At 37.0% G+C, this 21066-nt stretch carries 18 protein-coding genes; 1 reads left to right on the plus strand and 17 read right to left on the minus strand.

Annotated elements, in window-relative coordinates:
- Nucleotides 1–65: 65 nt before the first annotated feature.
- The 17 genes from CZ225_RS12260 to tsaD form a co-directional block, all read right to left on the minus strand.
- Entirely contained in the window at nt 66–884 is an 819-nt protein-coding gene (locus tag CZ225_RS12260; protein WP_077154266.1) for a tetratricopeptide repeat protein, read from the minus strand.
- Between the two features lie 18 nt (nt 885–902).
- Nucleotides 903–2714, minus strand: coding sequence for a BatD family protein (locus CZ225_RS12265; RefSeq protein WP_077154267.1), 1812 nt, complete (start codon nt 2712–2714; stop codon nt 903–905).
- 32 nt (nt 2715–2746) lie between these two features.
- Nucleotides 2747–3469: a tetratricopeptide repeat protein gene (locus CZ225_RS12270; protein ID WP_187367602.1), complete on the minus strand. Its 723-nt coding sequence runs from the start codon at nt 3467–3469 to the stop codon at nt 2747–2749.
- Nucleotides 3470–3477: 8 nt separating this feature from the next.
- On the minus strand, nt 3478–4509 hold the full coding sequence (locus CZ225_RS12275) for a VWA domain-containing protein (protein ID WP_077154269.1): 1032 nt from the start codon (nt 4507–4509) through the stop codon (nt 3478–3480).
- Nucleotides 4510–4557: 48 nt separating this feature from the next.
- The gene (locus CZ225_RS12280; protein ID WP_077154270.1) at nt 4558–5541 is read right to left on the minus strand and encodes a vWA domain-containing protein; all 984 of its coding nucleotides are present in this window, start codon (nt 5539–5541) and stop codon (nt 4558–4560) included.
- Nucleotides 5542–5594: 53 nt separating this feature from the next.
- Nucleotides 5595–6671, minus strand: coding sequence for a BatD family protein (locus CZ225_RS12285; protein WP_077154271.1), 1077 nt, complete (start codon nt 6669–6671; stop codon nt 5595–5597).
- An 11-nt stretch (nt 6672–6682) separates the two neighbouring features.
- Nucleotides 6683–7552 (minus strand): DUF58 domain-containing protein, encoded by an 870-nt coding sequence (locus CZ225_RS12290; protein ID WP_077154272.1) that lies wholly within the window; start codon nt 7550–7552, stop codon nt 6683–6685.
- Nucleotides 7553–7631: 79 nt separating this feature from the next.
- Nucleotides 7632–8627: an AAA family ATPase gene (locus CZ225_RS12295; protein ID WP_077154273.1), complete on the minus strand. Its 996-nt coding sequence runs from the start codon at nt 8625–8627 to the stop codon at nt 7632–7634.
- 236 nt (nt 8628–8863) lie between these two features.
- Entirely contained in the window at nt 8864–10240 is a 1377-nt protein-coding gene (locus CZ225_RS12300) for an HU family DNA-binding protein (RefSeq protein WP_077154274.1), read from the minus strand.
- 12 nt (nt 10241–10252) lie between these two features.
- Complete coding sequence (locus CZ225_RS12305; protein ID WP_077154275.1) at nt 10253–10525, minus strand: HU family DNA-binding protein; 273 nt, start codon at nt 10523–10525, stop codon at nt 10253–10255.
- Nucleotides 10518–11828 carry a 30S ribosomal protein S12 methylthiotransferase RimO gene (gene rimO, locus CZ225_RS12310; protein WP_077154276.1) on the minus strand — a complete coding sequence of 437 codons (1311 nt, stop codon included), beginning with the start codon at nt 11826–11828 and terminating at the stop codon, nt 10518–10520. The genes CZ225_RS12305 and rimO overlap by 8 nt, the downstream gene beginning before the upstream one ends.
- On the minus strand, nt 11825–12784 hold the full coding sequence (ftsY, locus tag CZ225_RS12315) for a signal recognition particle-docking protein FtsY (RefSeq protein ID WP_077154277.1): 960 nt from the start codon (nt 12782–12784) through the stop codon (nt 11825–11827). Before ftsY ends, rimO begins: the two co-directional genes overlap by 4 nt.
- A gap of 138 nt (nt 12785–12922) precedes the next feature.
- On the minus strand, nt 12923–13081 hold the full coding sequence (locus CZ225_RS12320; protein WP_077154278.1) for a DUF4295 domain-containing protein: 159 nt from the start codon (nt 13079–13081) through the stop codon (nt 12923–12925).
- A 17-nt stretch (nt 13082–13098) separates the two neighbouring features.
- Entirely contained in the window at nt 13099–13287 is a 189-nt protein-coding gene (rpmG, locus tag CZ225_RS12325) for a 50S ribosomal protein L33 (protein WP_002560155.1), read from the minus strand.
- A 22-nt stretch (nt 13288–13309) separates the two neighbouring features.
- A complete protein-coding gene (gene rpmB / locus CZ225_RS12330) occupies nt 13310–13570 on the minus strand; it encodes a 50S ribosomal protein L28 (RefSeq protein ID WP_077154279.1) in 261 nt (86 codons plus the stop codon).
- 121 nt (nt 13571–13691) lie between these two features.
- Nucleotides 13692–14924, minus strand: a complete 1233-nt coding sequence (locus tag CZ225_RS12335; protein ID WP_077154280.1) for a competence/damage-inducible protein A — start codon at nt 14922–14924, stop codon at nt 13692–13694.
- Between the two features lie 401 nt (nt 14925–15325).
- Nucleotides 15326–16345 (minus strand): tRNA (adenosine(37)-N6)-threonylcarbamoyltransferase complex transferase subunit TsaD, encoded by a 1020-nt coding sequence (tsaD, locus tag CZ225_RS12340; RefSeq protein WP_077154281.1) that lies wholly within the window; start codon nt 16343–16345, stop codon nt 15326–15328.
- A gap of 199 nt (nt 16346–16544) precedes the next feature.
- Here tsaD and CZ225_RS12345 point away from each other — a divergent pair, with 199 nt between their 5' ends.
- On the plus strand, nt 16545–20996 hold the full coding sequence (locus CZ225_RS12345; protein ID WP_077154282.1) for a translocation/assembly module TamB domain-containing protein: 4452 nt from the start codon (nt 16545–16547) through the stop codon (nt 20994–20996).
- The last annotated feature ends 70 nt before the right edge of the window (nt 20997–21066 follow it).

Here is a 21066-nt window from a genome sequence, read left to right on the forward strand (position 1 = left end):
AAAAAAAGATAAAACAAATTATTTGCTTATCTTTTTTTCTTGAATTGATAAATTCTCTTAACGTTTTAGATTACTTCAATAGTGTTAGCCGGTACCCAGCCTACTTTACCATCTTCTAATCGTATTTCTTTCCATTCTTTCATGGAATTATCTTTGATATTCACTTTTCGTCCTTCATGAAGGATAAAAAGACTAGTTCCACTTTCACTTGGAGTACTACGAACAGTGACACTAGGATTCACGACAATTGCATTATCTCTATTTACTAAACGCTCTTTTTGTTCTGAAGCAAAGAGATTTGAACATACAGTAATAATTAAAAAAAATATTCCGAAAATAAAGCCAAGCTTCTTCCATAAAATCTGTTTGGAAAAAATAAAGAAGTAGAGAGCAACAATTAAGAGAATAAAAGAAACAATCCCCCAAGTAGCCCATGCATCAACACTCATACTATTAATAAGTGCTTTAGTCCATGAAACAAAGAATATTTCTGGGACAGCTTCAACTTTATCTACAGTTTTCGCACGTGCAATATCCAAATTAGCACGGATGTCACTATTTCCTGGCTGTAGAAGTAAAGCACGTTCGTAATTTAATACAGCTTTAGCTATCTCACCAATTTTATAATAACTATTTCCTAGATTATAATAAACTTCAGCTGATTCTCCATTTTCCAATAAATCCTCATAGATCTGTATAGCCAATGCATAGTCATTTTTAACGTATGCGGAATCTCCTTTTGCTTTGGTAACATTTTCCATTTGTTTATTGGAAAATGCAGTAGAATGAATTGAATCAATTCTAAGAGTATCAGTAGATAATGAGTCTTGCCCAAAGCAAGCTATCGATATTGATAATAATGCGAAAAACAATATTTTTTTCATGACACAAATTCTTCAGGATTAATGTTTTATTGAATTTTCCATTTTGCTTATTACTTCCACAGAAGATGAATATACTTTATCCATCGCTTGATTCTCATCTCCCGGAGCAAAGCGAGCAAATTCACACTCGTTCAAGGCATTCAAGAATTCCTTAATTAGTTCTTCATTTACTCCATGGTTTCTCAGTTTTTCTTCAATATTATCTTTTGATAAACGAGAAACCGGAATATTTAGTTTATCGCTAATATAGCCCCACAATGTTTTCAAAACTTCATCGTAGAAAGCATCCTTCTTATTTTCTGATAATAATTTACCAGCCAACTTCATACGTTTAGTTGCTACTTTATTTGCCTTCTTCGTACGCATCTTTGCAACATTTGCATTTTCACTAGCTTGTTTACGATAAACAATAATGAAAATAATAAAAGCAAACGCAGGGATGATATAGAATAACCAATATGTCATAGAACCATAAATGAAACTTCCTTTCGGATGGAAAGTTACTTTATTTTGCTTTATATAACGTATATCCTCTCCCAATACCTTCAGATCTTCTTTATTAGTGAAGTTAGCGATTACTTGGTCTGCATTACCCGTACCTTTCTCTACATTTACTACATACTCTTCTGTTTTCAAAGTCTTATACGACTTAGAACGAATATCAAAATAGCTAAAAGTTACACCTGGTATTTTATAGCTCCCAGCATGTCTTGGAATTGCAAGATATTCTATGATTCTACTTCCCGTAAGTCCTTCGCGAGTTAATCTGACTTGATTATCAACTTTAGGATCATACACTTCAAAGTCATCCGGGAATTTGATTTTTGGTTCTGATATCAGTTTAAGATTTCCAGTACCAGAAATCACTAATTTGATGGTAATTGCATCATTGGTTTTTACTTCCTTACTATTAATCGAGGAAGAAATAGTGAATTCTCCTACTCCACCTGAAAAACCAACAGGTTTACCTTCTGGAAGAGGACTCACATTTACTGCAATCTTAGGAGTAGCAATCGTTTTTCTTATATCTACAACATTGCTTCCACCATTAAAAAAAGCGTCAAATGGATCATCAGATTGCACAGGTTTCCTAATTATCATTTGGAACTGGGCAGGATCTATCAGAAGCTTGCCAGACTGTTGTGGAAAGAGTACAAATTGACGATAGACTGTAGTAAAATAATTGCGACCATTTTCATGTTCTTGAGTCCATCTAGATTCTCCTGTCATTTCAATCTCTTGAGAATGGAAGCCCTTAAAGTCAGGCAGTTTGGCATTCTCTAAACGTAGGTTAGTCTCCCTAGTATATATTTTATATGTCAAGACAAATGCTTCCTGCTCAAACACTGTTGTTTTACTAGCAATAGCTTTAATAAACAAATCTTGATTAGATACGCTTGTGCCGGAAGATCCTCCACCATTTTGACCACCACTGCCAGCTTGATCTTGAGGTAATACCTTTATTTTTACAGAGTTTGATACCATCTGATTTCCCTCAGCGACAATTGAAGCTCCCGGAATTGTATATTCACCAACATTTGTTGCCATCAAAATATATGTAAACACCACAATACTTGAGGAAGTAACATTACCATTGATGATTTGTGTACTACTCTGTTTTGAACTGCTTGGTCCCATCAAGACATCAAACCCCTTAATGGCCGGTATCTGGAATTCCTTAACATTTTGTGTAGTTACAGTAAAAGATAGTTTGAATTGCTCACCTACTACCACAGCATCAGGAGCAGAAGCAGTAAACGTCACTTTATCTGCTAATGCCTGAGAGCCATATGCCATCAATGCTATCAATATAACAATCAGTTTTCTCATTACTTATGAAATTTATATCATCCACTTTATTATTACCAATCTTTCTCCAAGCGACCTCCCTGAAGGATTTTCTGTTGTTTCTTTACTTTGTCCTGTACATCTTTTTCATCCTGCATTACAGAATTCAGTAACTGTTCAGCATTTTCCTTTGACATTTGATTATCTTTCTTATCAGACTTAGGTGGTTGTTGCTGGTCTTTTTTATCATCTTGCTTCTGGTCGTTTTGCTTATCTTTATTCTGATCCTGCTTTTGGTCTTGTTGCTGCTGTTGATCCTTGTCCTTATCTTGATTCTGGTTTTGATCTTGATTTTGTTGTTGATCTTTCAGCATTTTTTGTGCAAGTGCCAAATTATACCGTGTTTCATTATCCGTAGGATTATTACGTAAAGACATTTTATATGCCTCTACTGCCTTAGCATAATCCTTACCAGATTGAAGGAGTACGCCCATATTATGATAAATTTGAGCTAACTTAGTTTTATCCTTTTCAATGTTACTAGCAGCAGCATATTGCTCCATTGCATCTTTAAACTTTTGCTGCTGTGAAAGCGTATTACCTAAGTTATACATAGACACTGTAGATTTAGGATTTGCCTCCAGAGCCTTTCGGTAATTCACTTCCGCATCTACAAATACACTATCATTAAACAAACGATTTCCCTTGCGGATATAGTCACGTTCTGCCTTTTGAGCCGAAGCCCCAGCAGCTAACGACAGAAAGACAAGGAACAGAATATATTTACTTTTTGACATACGCATAACTACTTCTTATTATTAGAGAATAGATGAACGTTCTTAAACAACGGGTTTTTACGATCCAAAATTAATATTTCAGCCCATAACAATAGTAATATAATCCACGCTATTGCCTGGAACTGTTCATTAAATTCCGTATATACCTTTGATTCCACGTCAGATTTAGCCATTTTATTTATTTCCTGGTTAATGGCTTTCTGAGCTGAGTTAGTATTATCGACACGTACATAAATTCCTTTTCCATCTTTTGCTATTTCCTGACACATCGCTTCATTCAAGCGCGTAACAATTACATTACCTTCTCGGTCACGACGATAATCATTAGTCCCAACTTCTGGAATTGGTGCACCTTCCGGCATACCGACTCCCAAAACATTTACTTGGATGCCTTTCTCCGCAGCGGCTTTCGCTGCTTCTACAGCCCCCCCCTCATGGTTCTCACCATCTGTAATAACGATAATGGCGCGTCCTACCCCTTCCTGAGGAGTAAAACTACGTGCGGCCAAGTTGATAGCTTCACCAATTGCTGTACCCTGCTTAGAAATCAATGACGGATTAATAGATTCCAAAAACATTTTCGCAGAAATATAATCACTAGTAATTGGCAATTGGGTAAAAGCATCTCCCGCAAATACAATCATACCGACTTTATCATTATCCAGTTCATCTACAAGTCTGGAGATTAATCGCTTTGCTTTTTCCAAACGACTTGGTTGTACATCTTGCGCCAACATTGAATTAGAAATATCTAAAGCAATGATAACCTCTACTCCTTTTCGTTTCACAGTCTCCAATTTTGAACCAAATTGAGGACGAGCCAATAATACAGAGAATAAGCCAATAGCTGCAAACAAAATCCAAAATTTTATATCCGGACGATATTTAGATACATCAGGCATCAGCTGAGCCAGCAATACTGGATCTCCGAATCGGCGGATATTCCTCCGTCTTCTGTAATTGGAATACAAGTAGAAAGCTGCTAAAAAAGGTAATAACAGCAATAAATATAAATATGCAGGTTCTTCAAATCGAAACATCTTCTTATTATTTAACGATTTACAGATTACAATTGGTAAAAACTCAGTTTATGGAATTCTCTTGAGTATTGAATTCCGCAATAAAACTTCCAACAATACGCAAAGGAAAGCAGCTAGTGCGAACCATTGATATTCTTCGTCCCGCTTGCTATATTCTTTCACATTCAATTTTGTTTTCTCCAACTTATCAATTTCTTCATATACCTCTTGTAGTTTCGAGTTGCTCGTAGCTCGGAAATAATTTCCATCCGTAGTTCCGGCAATTTGCGTCAATGTCTTCTCATCAATTTCTACCGGCATATTAATATATTGTACTGTATTTCCGACAGGATATGGATAAGGAGCTAAACCATTTGTACCGACACCAATGGTATAGACACGAATACCGAAACTTTTAGCTATTTCAGCTGCTGTTAAAGGAGAAATATCACCTTTATTATTAGTACCATCTGTCAAAAGAATGATTACTTTTGATTTGGCTTTGCTGTCTTTCAGACGAGTGACAGCATTCGCAATTCCCATTCCCACAGCCGTTCCATCTTCGATAAGGCCACATTTTATATTATGGATCATATCAAGTAGCACTGCATGATCCACTGTTAGCGGACATTGAGTAAAAGTCTCACCGGCAAACAAAGTTATACCAACGTTGTCATTCGGACGACCATTAATAAATTCTGCAGCTACATCTTTGGCAGCCTCCAATCTATTAGGCTTTAAATCTTCAGCTAACATACTGGTAGATACGTCTATAGCTAACATTATATCAATGCCCTCTATTTCGCTATTTTGCCATTTATTGGTAGTTTGCGGGCGTGCAAGTACCAGAATAACTAGCACCAAAGCAATGATTCGCAGAAGAAACGGAACATGTAGCAAATAATTCTTATAACTTTTGGGAGTATGGGCATATACTCTGGCATCCGAAATCTGAAGAGTTGCTTCACTTTTCTTTCGCTTCAGGATATACCATACAATATAAGGTATAAGCAATAATAGCAAAAACAAATATTCAATATTGGCAAAAACCATTTTATTTACATTTTAACAGTTTACTATTTAGTATTCAAGCCACGTGCATTCTTTTATGCAAAAAGTTCATAAAGCTGTAGACCTATATATACAAAGGTACCCATCAATGCAGCCGACAACAATACAATTCCGCAAATAAGCAATACTTTCGTACGTAAAGAACGTTTCTCAATAATCGTGATTTCCGTAGGCTGTGGTTTCTGATTTTCCTCCTCCGGTTGCTTAGTCTCATTAATAAAATCAACGGCATTAATCAAATTCATGTCATTTTCGTTTATTTGCGGAGCATGTTTTGCAAATTTCACCAAATCGGCAGTTTGAAAAAGAAATTTTAAATCTGATATAGCTTCTTTATCTTTGATTTCTAATAATTTATCTATAATCTCAGACGATGTCATCTCAAGCGCATTGAATCCGAAACGGTCTCTGATATAAGTACGAATTATATCTGTTAGTTCTGTATAATACTCCTTCGGCTGTCCTTTTTGCCAAACTTTCTCGTTTTTGATGCGCTCTATTTCCTGTAAAGCAGCCTGGTGTGGCGGCAACTTAGGTTCAACCTTTATCTTTCGTATAATAGGTTTATTATCACGAATGCGGATAATCAAATAAATCAATAATCCGAGTAAAGGAAGTGCCAAGAAAGAACAAGCAATCAAACCGTACCAATCTTCCCATGCGAAAGGTGCTTTCATCACAGTTTTCTGACCAAAAAATTGGTCTGGGTGAAGAGTATCTACCGGCATTGAATAAACTTTCAATGCTAATGCCTTGGATTTATAAACTTTTCCATCTACAGTGACAGGTACCGGTGGTATATAGTACAAAGCCGAATCAAAAGACGTGATTGTGTATTCCTGAGTGATCAGCATACGTTGGCGATCATTCAGAAATTGTGTATCCGGTTTGGCTGTTTCCACAATTTCAATCCCTGGTACTATCGTATCTGTATAAGCCGGAAAGATTGCACGTTGTTTAGCGTCCATAGCTACTTGCAATTGCAACTTCGCCTGTTCGCCAATCCATATCTGCAACGAATCGATTTTTGCTTCCACCGTAACAGATTGTGCAGCTGCTCTACTTATACACAGTAGACATAATAATGCTATCAGAATATAATTTCTATTCATCTTTAGTTCCGTTAATTTCGTTTGGCAAATAAATTCAACAATGCCTTTACGTAATCCTCATCAGTTCTCACAGACACAGCATCCACATTACTTTTGGTAAATGTGTCATTCAATTCTGCTTGTTTCTGGACCCACCAGTCACGATGTGCACGGCGTACTGCCTTAGAAGAAGTATCAATCCATTGCTCATGTCCTGTTTCTGCATCTTTGATCCGCATTAACCCTACAGGAGGCAAATCACTGACTCTCCTATCATACACTTGTAATGCCACAACATCATGTTTCCGGTTAGCAATGGTCATTGCATTTTTAAAGCTTTCCTGATCGATAAAGTCCGATAATATAAATGCAGTGCAACGTCTTTTCATTACATTAGTCAGATATTCCAATGCAAGACGAATATTCGTACGTCGACTTTCCGGATGAAAGTCAAGCAGTTCACGAATGATATATAGAATATGCTTACGTCCTTTTTTAGGAGGAATAAACTTTTCTATCCGGTCCGAAAAGAAAATTACACCAATTTTATCATTATTCTGGATAGCTGAAAAGGCAAGAGTAGCAGCAATTTCTGTTACCATATCCTTTTTCAACTGTTTGACAGTACCAAATTCCAAACTTCCGGAAACATCAACCATTAACATAACTGTCAGTTCGCGTTCTTCTTCAAACACTTTCACATAAGGTTTGTTGAAACGCGCTGTCACATTCCAGTCAATGTCACGTATATCATCACCAAACTGATACTCACGAACTTCCGAGAAAGACATACCTCTACCTTTGAAAGCCGAATGATACTGGCCTGCAAAGATATTGTTAGACAATCCGCGTGTCTTGATCTCAATCTGACGAACCTTTTTTAATATTTCACTTGTTTCCATTCTAATAATTATACAGTTGTTAATAGTAAGTAGCCATACAAATTTAATGACTACTAATTGACTGTATTATAATCGAAAATTAGGGCACTTCAACCTTATTCAGAATCTTACTGATAATTTCGTCTGAAGTCATGTTATTAGCTTCTGCTTCGTATGTCAATCCGATACGATGACGAAGAACATCATGAGCAACAGCACGAACATCTTCTGGAATTACATAACCGCGACGTTTGATGAAAGCGTATGTACGTGCAGCTAATGCCAGATTGATAGAAGCACGAGGTGATCCACCGAATCCGATCATATCTTTCAGTTCCTTGAGATCGTATTTCTCTGGGAAACGAGTTGCAAATACAATATCTACAATATAACGCTCAATCTTTTCATCGAGATAAACCTGACGAACAACTTTACGTGCTTCAATGATTTCATCCGCTTTCAAGATTGGTCTTACATTGAATTTATCTCCATTAATGTTCTGGCGGATAATCAGTTTTTCTTCTTCCAATTTTGGATAATCGATCACTACTTTCAGCATGAAACGGTCTACTTGTGCTTCAGGAAGCGGATAAGTACCTTCTTGTTCAATCGGATTCTGAGTTGCAAGTACCAAGAATGGTTCCGGCAATAAAAAAGTCTCTTTACCGATAGTTACTTGACGCTCCTGCATAGCTTCCAGCAAAGCACTCTGTACTTTGGCCGGAGCACGGTTGATTTCATCTGCTAATACGAAATTAGCAAAGATAGGACCTCTCTGAACTTTAAAAGATTCGTCTTTCTGACTGTAAACCATAGTACCGATAACGTCGGCAGGTAATAAATCGGGTGTAAACTGGATACGGCTATATTTCGCATCTATTAAAGAAGCGAGTGTTTTGATAGCCAAAGTTTTTGCCAAACCAGGTACACCTTCGAGGAGAACGTGTCCGTCGGACAATAATCCGATAAGCAATGATTCAACCAAATGTTTCTGACCAACAATAATTTGGTCCATACCTGTCGTAAGATTGGTAACGAAAGCACTTTGTCTTTCAATCCGCTCATTCAACTCGCGGATATCAATTGATTCAGCCATAAATACTTAATATTTTATTATTTAAATTCCAATAATTAATAAGTACCTTGCAATACTTAATTAGTTTTTTATTTTGCTTCCAAAAGTACGCCATATAATTAACGATTGCAACTAATTTTTATTAAAAAACAATGCGAAATCTTTAGATTAAGGTACTTTCATACGGTTTTGCATATCCATAACATTTCACCCGATCATATATTACTCATATAGATCGGGTGAAAGTAATTATCTTTTTATTTTTTTGTTAGTTCCGGTATCTTGATTTTTGTGCCATAAGGAACCGCATTCGGATTCTTTATAACGTTCGGATTGTGTTTTACAATATAAGGCCACATTCCTTTTGTTCCATAATACCGCAACGAAACTTTGGTCAAAGTTTCTCCTTTCTTAATTGTATGGGTAGTTTTTGTTCCGGTAATTGTATAAGATGCGGAGTCAGAATATACAGGAACCGAAGCCTGTTCCTGAGTTGCTTTGTTTTCTGTCTTTGCAGAAGTTTCCGGTTCTGTCTTCACGATAGGGTGTGAAACCGTCACTTTCTCCGCTTCTTTTGAAACATTTGGAGTAACTACGACAGTTGTATCTTTCTTTCCAATACTATCAAGTAGCTGTGTCTCAGGCTGTACGGGTTGAGTAGTCACAGGCATGTCAATAGCCTCCTTATTAGGGGAAGAAGTGAAAATATCCGGATAATAAATGTATAAAACAGCACCTCCACATAATAATAAAACAATAATAATTATAGCTATTAAATATGGGACAGGAGATTTTTCCTTTTGAGCTATCACTTCTGTAACAGGCTCCTGCCGAACCAATTCCGGTTGTTCCTTAGGAGTTACCGGGTTCATATTCGCTTTCGCAAGTTCTTGGGCTATGATTGTTTCAGCTGAAAGAGCATCTTGTTTTACATCTTTAGATTCAGGCCGCTGTTTAGTTATAGTCTCTTCCGGCTGTATAGTTATCCTTTCTACTTTGGTCGTTTCAAGAGCTAGACTCTTCTCTTGAGATTCTTCTACAATTTCCTCTCGCACCACTTTATCTTCAATGACAATTTCTTCTGCTTCGGAATCATTACCTGCATTGTTCTTAATGATAACTTCTTCGGCAACTTGCGCTTCTTGAGTCAGTACAGGCTGTTCATTGATTTCAGAAGTTTCTTGCATTTCAGCAATCTCATCTTCTGTCTGACCAAATCCATCCTTGTTATTATCACTTACTTGTGCAGCTGTTGCCTCTTCATTTTCATCTTCTTCCGTTTCTTCTACCGCAGTATCTTCCAGCACTGTATTTTCATTCAGTACGACAGTTTCGAAATGTGAGAAAGGCTTATTAATCGTATCTCTCAAGTTTGGGTCCGGAGTAAAAGACACTTTCGTATGTCCCTTTATCTGAAACCTTTCACCTGTATTCACATCGACACTTTCCCGACTATCTACATCAATAAGTTTGAAAGTACCCAATCCTTTGATTTTTACACACCCATCAATCTCCAAGGCTTGCTCTATCAAAAGAAAAAACTCTTTGACAAACGCCTCGGCGTTTTTTTTGGTCATGCTATGTTTTGCAGCCAATAAGTTGGTAAGGTCTTGAATTGTTAGTCTTTCATTCATAATGGGAAGTATTTATTTAAACTTATCTTTTAGGATATAACTAGACTTAAAAGATAAAACCAATTTGGGAGGAATCAGCATACGCTGTTTGGTAACAGGGTTAATTGATATTCGTTCTGTTTTCTTTCTTACCTCGAAAGAACCGAACCCCAATATCATAATATTATTCCCTTCCTCCAATCCTTGTGTCATCTCAGACAATAAAGAATTTATTAATTCGAAAGTATCTTTAATAGTATATCCCAGCCTATCTGCCAGTTCTGATGTAAACTCCTTATTATTCATAGCTATTTATAACCTTTGCATATAAATCAAAGTCGTCTGCATCCATCACTTCTACCTGATAGAAACAACCGATCTTTAATTCCTGTTCAATAGAATTGATTAAAACTTCCGGATCGACTTCCGGTGAATCGAATTCCGTCCGTCCAATATAATAATCACCTTCTCTCCGATCGATAATGACTTTCATTTGTTTGCCAATCTTTTCTGCACTTAATTCTGCAGAAATTCCTTGTTGGATATCCATTAATTCATCCAATCGGGCTTGTTTGACCTCTTGGGGAATAGAATCTTTATATTGTTGTGCAGCATATGTACCTTCTTCTTCCGAATATGCAAAAGCTCCCATCCTGTCGAAGCGCACTTTACGTACAAATTCTTTTAATTCTTTAAAGTCCTCTTCTGTTTCTCCGGGGTGTCCCACCATTAAAGTTGTACGTAAATGTATGCCCGGAACTTCTTTGCGGAATTGCTCTATCAGCTTATAAGTATCCTCTTTCGTTACCTGCCGACGCATCATCTTCAACATATTGTCGCTGATATGTTGCAAAGCGATATCCATGTATTTACATACATTATCCCGTTCCCGCATTACACGAAACAAGTCTGTAGGGAAATGTGCCGGATAAGCATAATGCAGGCGAATCCATTCCACTCCCGGTATTTCGGAAATACGTTCAATGAGTTCAGGAAGCATTTGTTTTTTATACAAGTCTACACCATAATAAGTCAGTTCTTGTGCTATTACCTGAAATTCTTTCACCCCTTGGGATACCAAATATCTTACTTCGTCCAGAATTTCTTCCATGGGTTTAGAGACGTGGTTTCCTGTAATAATGGGAATAGCACAATAAGAACATTTGCGGTCACATCCCTCTGAAATCTTCAGATATGCATAATGTTTGGGGGTCGTCAGAGTACGTTCAAAATACAAATCTTCGTGATATTCCTTTCCTAAGTCTTGCAAAAGCTCCTTCCAGTTAAATTTACCATAGAACTTGTCTACCTGCGGTATTTCAACAGCCAATTCGTTCAAATAACGTTCGGAAAGACACCCCATCACAAATAATTTCTTTAAGTCGCCCTCCTCTTTTCTTTGTGCAAATTCAAGAATCATATTAATAGATTCCTCTTTTGCATCACCGATAAAACCGCATGTATTGATCACTGCAATTTCTCCATCAGGATTTTCTGTATCATGAGTTACGGTATATCCAGTCTCTTCCAATTGACGCATCAATTGTTCCGAATCAACTAAGTTTTTAGAACATCCTAAAGTTATAATGTCTATTTTTCTTCTTTTCATGCATTCTCTCCAAACAGGGAATCAACAAATTCATTCTTGCGGAAAACTTGCAAGTCCTCCATACCTTCACCCAGTCCGATGTATTTTACAGGAATCTTGAACTGATCGGAAATCCCGATAACAACTCCACCTTTGGCTGTTCCATCCAGTTTGGTTATTGCCATGGCAGTTACTTCAGTTGCCAAAGTAAACTGTTTGGCTTGTTCAAAAGCATTCTGTCCGGTAGAGCCGTCCAATACCAGCAACACTTCGTCAGGAGCAGTAGGTACAACCTTCTTCATCACATTTTTGATTTTAGTCAGCTCGTTCATCAAGCCCACTTTATTATGTAGACGTCCGGCAGTATCAATGATCACTACATCCGCATTGTTGGATACAGCAGAACTCAGTGTATCAAAAGCTACAGAAGCAGGATCCGCGCCCATTTTCTGTTTAATTACAGGTACTCCTACCCGTTCTCCCCAGATCATCAATTGTTCCACTGCTGCAGCACGGAAAGTATCGGCTGCACCTAGATAGACAGATTTTCCCGCTTTTTTAAATTGATAAGCCAGTTTGCCAATTGTAGTAGTTTTACCCACTCCATTGACTCCGACTACCATAATAACATACGGTTTCTTTTCGATCGGCAAATCAAAGTCTGCCACATCATCCGAATTATTTTCGGTCAAAAGCGCAGCAATTTCATCACGCAATATATGATTCAACTCCTGAGTATTTACATATTTATCAGCCGCTGCACGTTTTTCAATCCTTTTGATTATATTCAATGTAGTTTCTACACCTACATCGGAAGTTATCAATACTTCCTCCAGATTATCCAACACTTCGTCGTCCACCTTTGACTTACCAGCCACAGCACGAGCGATTTTACTAAAAACGCTCTCTTTGGTTTTAGATAATCCTTTATCTAAAGTTTCCTTCTTCTCTTTTGAAAAAAAACTAAAAAATCCCATAATTCCGGTTGTTTCTATAATACATTATGCTACAAAGATATAACAAAGGATTGAGAAAGTAAAAAAAGAAGCAAAAAAAATCCCCTTGTTGGCAAGCAATAAGGGGATTTTGTATGTATAGCGTATATGCTATTTCGATTATTTTTTAAAAAAGTCTTGTACTTTTTCATTTGGAACCATTTGTTCATCAAAAATGTAAGCTCCAGTTTTCGGAGATTTAACCATTTTGATAACCTTGGTATAAGCACGACCTTCTTTGTTACCATCGTGCAAACTTGCTACTGTTTTCTTTGCCATGGGTTATACTATCTTTATTATTTAATTTCTTTGTGTACTGTTACTCTCTTCAAAATTGGGTTGTATTTCTTCAACTCAAGTCTCTCAGTAGTATTTTTTCTGTTCTTAGTTGTGATATAACGAGATGTTCCCGGCATTCCACTGTCTTTGTGTTCTGTACATTCCAGAATCACTTGCACTCTGTTACCTTTTGCTTTCTTTGCCATTGTAAGTTTTCTCCTCTACTATTTAGCCGATTACTTTAATGCTTTTCCAATCACAATAACCTTTAGCTACTGCATCAGTCAGTGCAGCATCCAGGCCTTTTTTGTTGATAATACGCAGACCGTTAGCACAAAGGCTAAGGCTGATCCAACAATCCTGTTCTACATAATAGAACTTCTTGTTAAACAAGTTCAAATCAAAGGTTCTCTTAGTTCTTCTCTTTGAGTGTGAAACATTGTTGCCAATCATGGCTTTCTTTCCGGTAATTTGACAAATCTTCGACATTTCTATCTTATTTTTATAGTTTTATATCTAACTTATTTCAAACAGGACGCAAAGTAAGCACTTTTATCCGTATAAAACAAGCAAATCTTTAAATAATTCACTTATAAATACCAATTTTTCTTTATTTGATGAGATCACGAAGCATTAACAATGCATTATTACCCGCTCTTTCAATATTCATCGTTCTTCCACGATTTGTTTCCTGCTTATAAGTGCGGATTTCATTTTTATAACCAGCAGCTATCCAGACAGTGCCAACAGGCTTTTCTGGAGTTCCTCCACTTGGACCGGCTATTCCGGAAGTTGCAACCGCACAATCAGTTTTCAGTACTTTCATCGCACCTTTTACCATTTCAATGACAGTTTCCTCACTTACAGCACCGTGTTGTGCTAATGTTTCGGACGAAACATGCAACAATCCCATCTTTACGTCGTTGGAATAAGCCACTATTCCCCCATTAAAATATTCAGAACTTCCGGAGATAGAAGTTAGGCGTGCCGCAATACTTCCTCCTGTACAACTTTCTGCGGTGGAAACGGTTAATTTCTTCTTTTTCAAAAGGTCACCCACAATCATTTCTAGCGGTGTATCTTCTTCGCTAAAAATATCCTCACCTAGAATTTCTTCTAACTTTACTTTTTCACGATTAAGAATATTAACCAATCTCGCTTTATCCTTTCCTCTTCCAGTCAATCGAAGACGAATGATCCCAAGTTTTGGCAAATATGCTAATTTGATGCATTCAGGAAGAGCCGTTTCCCATGGTTCTAGTTTTTCCGCCAGTACCGATTCGGGATAGTGTTGTACAAGGAAAGTCTGATGGATAATAACATCCGTTTGAAATCTTTCCTGTAATTTAGACAAAACGGACTCTTTCATTACAGCGGTCATCTCCTGAGGAACACCGGGCATTGACACAAGTACTTTGTCTCCTCTTTCAAACCAACTGACAGATGCGCTTCCTACAGGATTATTAATCACCGTACAGTCTTTGGGAACCATCGCTTGACTCTTATTCAACGCATTCATCGGTATTTTTCCGGCAAGTACACGCTTGATATTCTCATATACATCTTCATTGAACACCAATTCAGTATGAAAATACTCACAAAGAGTCTGTTTAGTGATATCGTCTTTAGTCGGACCAAGTCCTCCAGTTACCAAGACAATATTTGCCCTTTTCATCGCACTATCAATCGCTTCTATAATCTCTTCTTTTCGATCGCGGATCGAGACAATCCGAAGAACTTCTATACCTATTTTATTTAGTTCCTGCCCCATCCAGGCGGAATTTGTATCGATGACCTGCCCTATCAGCAATTCATCACCAATGGTAATAATCTCAGCAAACATATTTTCCCTTATACTTTTAATAGTACTTATACCTTATATTATATAGGTATATATATTGCACTAACCCTTTAGAATTATTCTATTCTCCCGTTTCACGTACATGATCCGTTAGATTTACGTACGTGATCTCATCGGACTACGTACGTGAAGCGATCAGATCTCGTATGTGAAACGGAAACCCCAATATAGAAAACAACTTAATGAAGGCTTCAATTTCTCTTGTTCTCTATTGATAATAGAAGAGTAATAGTCTTTTGATTGGCTTTTATTATTGTTTCTCCTACTTTTATTATCACTTTTACTCTCTATTATCACTTATTGTCACTTTAATTGTCACCACTTAAATAACTATTTAACAGGTTATTATCATTAAAAGTGACAAGTGACAATAAAAAAGATACTTATAGTGTAACGCGAGAATATGCAGGAAGTTCAATAGAACAAAAATCTTTATCCAGATACTTGAAATACCCTGTAATAGCAATCATGGCAGCATTATCAGTAGTATAACTAAACTTAGGAATAAAGATATTCCAACCATATTTCTCAGCATGTTCGCGGAAAGAGTTACGTAATCCGTTATTTGCAGATACTCCACCAGCTACAGCAACCTCCTTTATATTATATTGTTTGGCTGCTTTCCGCAACTTATCCATGAGAATGTCAACAACAGTAGCCTCAAGAGATGCAGCTAGATCAACCTTATGATGTTCGATGAAGTCGGGATCTTCCTTCAACCAATCACGAAGTGAATAAAGGAATGAGGTTTTCAATCCGCTAAAACTATAATCAAGTCCCGGAATATGAGGTTTACTGAAGGTAAATGCTTTTGGGTTTCCCTGACGTGCCAATTTATCTATAATAGGACCACCGGGATAGCCGAGTCCCATTACTTTAGAGCATTTATCAATAGCTTCTCCGGCAGCATCGTCAATAGTCTGTCCGAGAATCTCCATATCATTGTATGCTTTTACCAATACAATCTGCGAATTTCCTCCGGAAACCAACAGACAAAGAAAAGGAAATTCCGGTTGTTTATTCTCTTCTCCTTCAGCTTTAATAAAATGAGCTAAAACATGCCCTGTCAAGTGATTAACATCAATCAATGGGATATTGAGTGAACGTGCAAATCCTTTTGCAAAAGAAACTCCTACCAATAATGACCCCATCAATCCCGGCCCACGTGTAAATGCTACCGCACTCAATTCTTCTTTAGTAACACCCGCCCGTCTTAGTGCTTCGTGTACTACCGGTACAATATTTTGTTGATGTGCCCGGGAAGCTAGTTCCGGTACGACGCCGCCATAAGCTTCATGTACAGCTTGACTTGATACCACATTTGACAGCAGATAACCATCCTTAATTACGGCTGCCGACGTATCATCACAGGAGGATTCGATTCCTAATATTATTGCACTCATAAGTTATTAAACTATTAAACGGTGCAAAAGTAATGATAAAACTACGATTCATAACGAACTATTTTATATTTTTGTTCGCAAAATAAAATTATCGCATATCAGAACGCTGAAAAAGACTGTACGTTGGGTAGTCGGAATTGTACTTGTAGTATATATCGGGACTATTACTTTGCTGAATATTCCAAATGTTCAGCGTGCTATGAGTGCGTTCATAGCTGAAGAATTATCTAAAGTATTAAATACACATCTGACAATCGGCAGAATTAATATAGGATTATTAAATCGTGTTATTATTGATGATGTAGTGCTAAACGACCAGCATGACGAGGAAATGTTGAAAGTCACCCGTCTGTCTGCCAAATTTGATATTATTCCTTTCTTTAAAGGCAAAATATCTATCAGTAGTGTTCAATTGTTTGGTTTCAATATCAATCTGAATAAACAAACTCCCGACTCTCCTCCTAACTTTAAGTTTGTTCTGGATGCTTTCGCTTCTAAAGATACTGTAAAGAAAGACAATTCTTTGGACTTGCGTATTAATTCGGTTTTAATTCGTCGAGGGAAACTGTCTTATCATATTTTATCAGAGGAAAATACACCTGGAAAGTTTAATGCGAAACATATTCAGCTTCAAAATATCATTGCGAACATATCTTTGAAGGCAATGAACAAGGATTCGTTGAATGTAGGTATTAAACGGTTAAGTTTGGATGAAAAGATATCCGGCTTTTCTTTGAAGAAACTGAGCATGAAGCTTGTGGCTAACAAAGAACGGATGAGCATCGATAACTTTGCTGTTGAGTTGCCTGAAACTTTCTTGAAAATGGATACAATTCGTATGGAATACGATAGTCTGAAAGCCTTCGACCATTTTTCAGAAAAGGTTCGTTTTTCGTTCCGTACATTGCCGTCACAAATTACTCTGAAAGACATTGCTCCATTCGTACCCGCTTTGTCACATTTCAAAGAACCGATAATTTTGGATATGGAAGTTGATGGCACAGTTGATCAGTTAAACTGCTCTCATCTTGAGATCACTGCTGACAATCGGCAATTCCGGCTATCAGGAGATGTATCACTTCAAGATTTATCTCATCCACAGGATGCATATGTATTTGGTACACTTTCAGAATTGGCTGCAAATTCTCGTGGAGTTGGTTTTCTGGTACGTAATTTAAGTACTAATTATAATGGAGTACCTCCCGTATTAGAACATTTAGGGAATATTAATTTCCGTGGAGAAGTATCCGGATACTTTACGGACTTGGTTACCTATGGTCAATTATCAACTAGTATCGGAAATGTAAATATGGACTTGAAACTAAGTTCTGATAAAGTGAAGGGATTGTTTGCTTATTCCGGAGCAGTTAAGACTGAAGATTTTGATTTAGGAACACTGTTGGGGAATGATAAATTGGGAGAAATTACATTTAATCTAGATATTCGTGGGCGGCACATTGATAAACAACTGCCTACAGTTGAACTGAAAGGACTGATAGCTTCATTAGAATATAGTAGATACAAATATGAGAATATCACATTGGACGGTGAATATAAACAAGGAGGCTTCAATGGAAAAGTGGCATTGGATGACCCCAACGGTTCTATTTATCTAAATGGAGATGTCAATGTTACTTCAAAAGTTCCGACGTTCGATTTCTTGGCAGTGATTACCAGGGTTCGTCCCAATGATTTGAACTTGACACCTCAATACCCTGAAACAGAATTCTCTTTAAAAGTAAAAGCTAATTTTTCAGGAGGTTCTGTAGATGAAATGATCGGAGAGATTAATATTGATAGCTTGGAAGTTAATGGTCCGGATAAAAATTATTTCATGAGAAACATGAATATTAGTGCTACTCGACAAAACGATGAAAACCAGCTTAAGCTAATATCTGAGTTTCTGACAGCAAGTATAAAAGGACATTTTCAATATCATACGTTGCCGGTCAGCATTCTTAATATTACACGACGATATATTCCTTCTTTGATATTACCTCCTAAAAAAACGATTGAGACACATAATAATTTTCAGTTTGATGTAAACATATATAATACCGACATTTTATCTACTGTCTTTGATATTCCACTGAGTGTATATACTCATTCTACTTTGAAGGGATATGTCAATGATACTTTGCAGCGTATACGGGTAGAAGGATATTTTCCTCGTTTTCAGTATAAAGACAATTACATAGAATCGGGAATGGTTTTATGTGAGAATTCTTCTGATTATATTCGTGCAAGAATTCGCCTGACTAATCTGAAGAAAAAAGGAGCTGTTAATTTATCAGTGGATGCTCAGGCAAAAGATGACAACATCAGTACAACTCTGAATTGGGGAAATAGTGCGGTAACAACCTATAGTGGCCAGCTATCAGCTGTAGCCAAGTTTTTACGTACGGAGGGTGAAAAGTCTTTATTAAAAACGGTAGTTGATGTAAAACCAACAGATGTTATATTAAATGATACAATATGGCAGATACACCCTTCACAAGTGGTAGTAGATTCGGGTAAAGTAGATGTGAAGAATTTCTATTTTAGCCATCGTGACCGTTATATACGTATCAACGGACGGCTCTCAGAAAATCCTGAAGATACGGTGAAAGTTGATTTGAAGGACATTAATATGGGTTATGTCTTTGACATTGCCAGTATATCCGACGATGTCAATTTTGAAGGAGATGCTTCCGGAACAGCTTATGCCAGCGGAGTCTTGAAAAAGCCAGTGATGAATACACATTTGTTCGTAAAGAACTTTTCGTTGAATCAGGGTCGCTTGGGAGATTTAAATGTATATGGTGCCTGGGATAATGAAAATAGAGGTATCCTTTTGGATGCATCTATCAAAGATATATCCCGTTCTCCATCACGAGTTACCGGAATTATATATCCTTTAAAACCTGAAAGCGGCCTTGACCTAAACATCGAAGCTAATCAACTGAATTTGAAGTTTCTTGAATTTTATATGAGGTCGATAGCCAATGACATCAAGGGACGAGCTACAGGAAAAGTACATTTCTATGGTAAGTTCAAAGGATTGAACTTGGACGGTGCAGTCATGACAGATGCATCAATGAAATTCGACATCTTAAATACGCGCTTTGCTGTTAAAGATACAATTCGACTTGCTCCTACGGGGCTGACGTTCGATCGGATTCAAATTGCTGATGCGGAAGGACATTCAGGAACAATGAATGGATATTTACACTTTGAGCATTTCAAGAACATTAACTATCGCTTTGAGATACAAGCTAATAATATGCTGATGATGAATACGAAGGAATCCACAGATATTCCTTTTTATGGAACAGTATATGGAACAGGAAATGCCGTACTTACCGGAAATGCCATACAAGGACTTGATGCTAATGTAGCAATGACAACGAACCGGAATACAAACTTTACTTATATCAATGGAAATGTGGCATCAGCCACGAGCAATCAGTTTATCAAATTTGTAGATAAAACACCTCGTCGCACTATTCAGGATTCTGTTCAGGTAATGTCATATTATGAACAAATGCAACAAAAACGCCAAGCTGTCGAAGATGAACAAAAGACCGATATTCGATTAAATATTCTGGTAGATGCCACTCCGGACGCTACAATGCGGATTATCATGGATCCGGTTGCAGGGGATTATATTAGTGCTAAAGGAACAGGAAATCTCCGAACCGAATTTTATAACAAGGGGGATGTGAAGATGTTTGGCAGTTACCGAATTAGTCAAGGAGTATATAAGTTTAGTTTACAAGAAGTAATTCGTAAGGACTTTGTGATAAAGGATGGTAGTACAATCAATTTTAATGGTACTCCATTGGATGCTAATATGGATATTCAAGCATCTTATACGGTAAATTCAGCATCTTTGAATGATTTAATTCCGGATGAAGCTACAGCAGCTGTTATCCAACAGCCCAATGTCCGTGTTAATTGTATTATGTATTTGAGTGGAATGTTAGTTCACCCTACTATAAAATTAGGAATTGAACTACCAAATGAGAGGGATGAGATCCAAACCTTGGTAAGAAATTATATTAGTACGGAAGAACAGATGAATATGCAAATTCTTTATTTATTGGGAATCGGTAAATTCTATACTGAAAATAATCGAAGTAATAACCAAAATTCTAATGTAATGTCATCTGTACTCTCTTCTACTCTTTCCGGACAGTTGAATAATGCTTTATCTCAAGTTTTTGAAACAAATAATTGGAATATCGGAACAAACCTGAGTACTGGTGATAAGGGCTGGACAGATATGGAAATAGAAGGTATTTTATCGGGGCAATTACTAAATAACCGCCTGTTGATTAATGGTAACTTTGGTTATCGTGACAATCCTATGGCAAATACAAATTTCATAGGTGACTTCGAAGCTGAATGGTTATTGAGCCGTTCGGGAGATATCCGGTTAAAAGCTTATAATGAAACAAATGACCGTTATTACACAAAGACAAATCTGACAACGCAAGGTGTAGGTGTCATGTACAAAAAGGATTTCGATAAGTGGAAGGAACTTTTCTTCTGGAATAAGTGGAAAATACGTAATTTGAAAAAGAAAGAAGTTGAAAAGATCGAAAAGCTGGAATCCGATAGTATTGGGCAACAAGCAAAATCGGAAATGAAAAGGAAACGTGAAAAATAGTGTTACACAAAAGAGTAACGCTATCTTGCCCATATAATGACACTATAAATATCAAATGGTGACACTATCC

Origin of the sequence: Bacteroides bouchesdurhonensis, from assembly GCF_900155865.1 — a bacterium.
In the GTDB taxonomy this organism is placed as follows: Bacteria; Bacteroidota; Bacteroidia; order Bacteroidales; family Bacteroidaceae; genus Bacteroides; species Bacteroides bouchesdurhonensis.

What these genes read in the sequence shown, in the direction of transcription:
- CZ225_RS12260 (WP_077154266.1), bottom strand. Translation starts at nt 884, where the DNA reads ATGAAAAAAATATTGTTTTTCGCATTATTATCAATATCGATAGCTTGC.
- CZ225_RS12265 (WP_077154267.1), bottom strand. Translation starts at nt 2,714, where the DNA reads ATGAGAAAACTGATTGTTATATTGATAGCATTGATGGCATATGGCTCT.
- CZ225_RS12270 (WP_187367602.1), bottom strand. Translation starts at nt 3,469, where the DNA reads ATGTCAAAAAGTAAATATATTCTGTTCCTTGTCTTTCTGTCGTTAGCT.
- CZ225_RS12275 (WP_077154269.1), bottom strand. Translation starts at nt 4,509, where the DNA reads ATGTTTCGATTTGAAGAACCTGCATATTTATATTTATTGCTGTTATTA.
- CZ225_RS12280 (WP_077154270.1), bottom strand. Translation starts at nt 5,541, where the DNA reads ATGGTTTTTGCCAATATTGAATATTTGTTTTTGCTATTATTGCTTATA.
- CZ225_RS12285 (WP_077154271.1), bottom strand. Translation starts at nt 6,671, where the DNA reads ATGAATAGAAATTATATTCTGATAGCATTATTATGTCTACTGTGTATA.
- CZ225_RS12290 (WP_077154272.1), bottom strand. Translation starts at nt 7,552, where the DNA reads ATGGAAACAAGTGAAATATTAAAAAAGGTTCGTCAGATTGAGATCAAG.
- CZ225_RS12295 (WP_077154273.1), bottom strand. Translation starts at nt 8,627, where the DNA reads ATGGCTGAATCAATTGATATCCGCGAGTTGAATGAGCGGATTGAAAGA.
- CZ225_RS12300 (WP_077154274.1), bottom strand. Translation starts at nt 10,240, where the DNA reads ATGAATGAAAGACTAACAATTCAAGACCTTACCAACTTATTGGCTGCA.
- CZ225_RS12305 (WP_077154275.1), bottom strand. Translation starts at nt 10,525, where the DNA reads ATGAATAATAAGGAGTTTACATCAGAACTGGCAGATAGGCTGGGATAT.
- rimO (WP_077154276.1), bottom strand. Translation starts at nt 11,828, where the DNA reads ATGAAAAGAAGAAAAATAGACATTATAACTTTAGGATGTTCTAAAAAC.
- ftsY (WP_077154277.1), bottom strand. Translation starts at nt 12,784, where the DNA reads ATGGGATTTTTTAGTTTTTTTTCAAAAGAGAAGAAGGAAACTTTAGAT.
- CZ225_RS12320 (WP_077154278.1), bottom strand. Translation starts at nt 13,081, where the DNA reads ATGGCAAAGAAAACAGTAGCAAGTTTGCACGATGGTAACAAAGAAGGT.
- rpmG (WP_002560155.1), bottom strand. Translation starts at nt 13,287, where the DNA reads ATGGCAAAGAAAGCAAAAGGTAACAGAGTGCAAGTGATTCTGGAATGT.
- rpmB (WP_077154279.1), bottom strand. Translation starts at nt 13,570, where the DNA reads ATGTCGAAGATTTGTCAAATTACCGGAAAGAAAGCCATGATTGGCAAC.
- CZ225_RS12335 (WP_077154280.1), bottom strand. Translation starts at nt 14,924, where the DNA reads ATGTTTGCTGAGATTATTACCATTGGTGATGAATTGCTGATAGGGCAG.
- tsaD (WP_077154281.1), bottom strand. Translation starts at nt 16,345, where the DNA reads ATGAGTGCAATAATATTAGGAATCGAATCCTCCTGTGATGATACGTCG.
- CZ225_RS12345 (WP_077154282.1), top strand. Translation starts at nt 16,545, where the DNA reads ATGAGTGCGTTCATAGCTGAAGAATTATCTAAAGTATTAAATACACAT.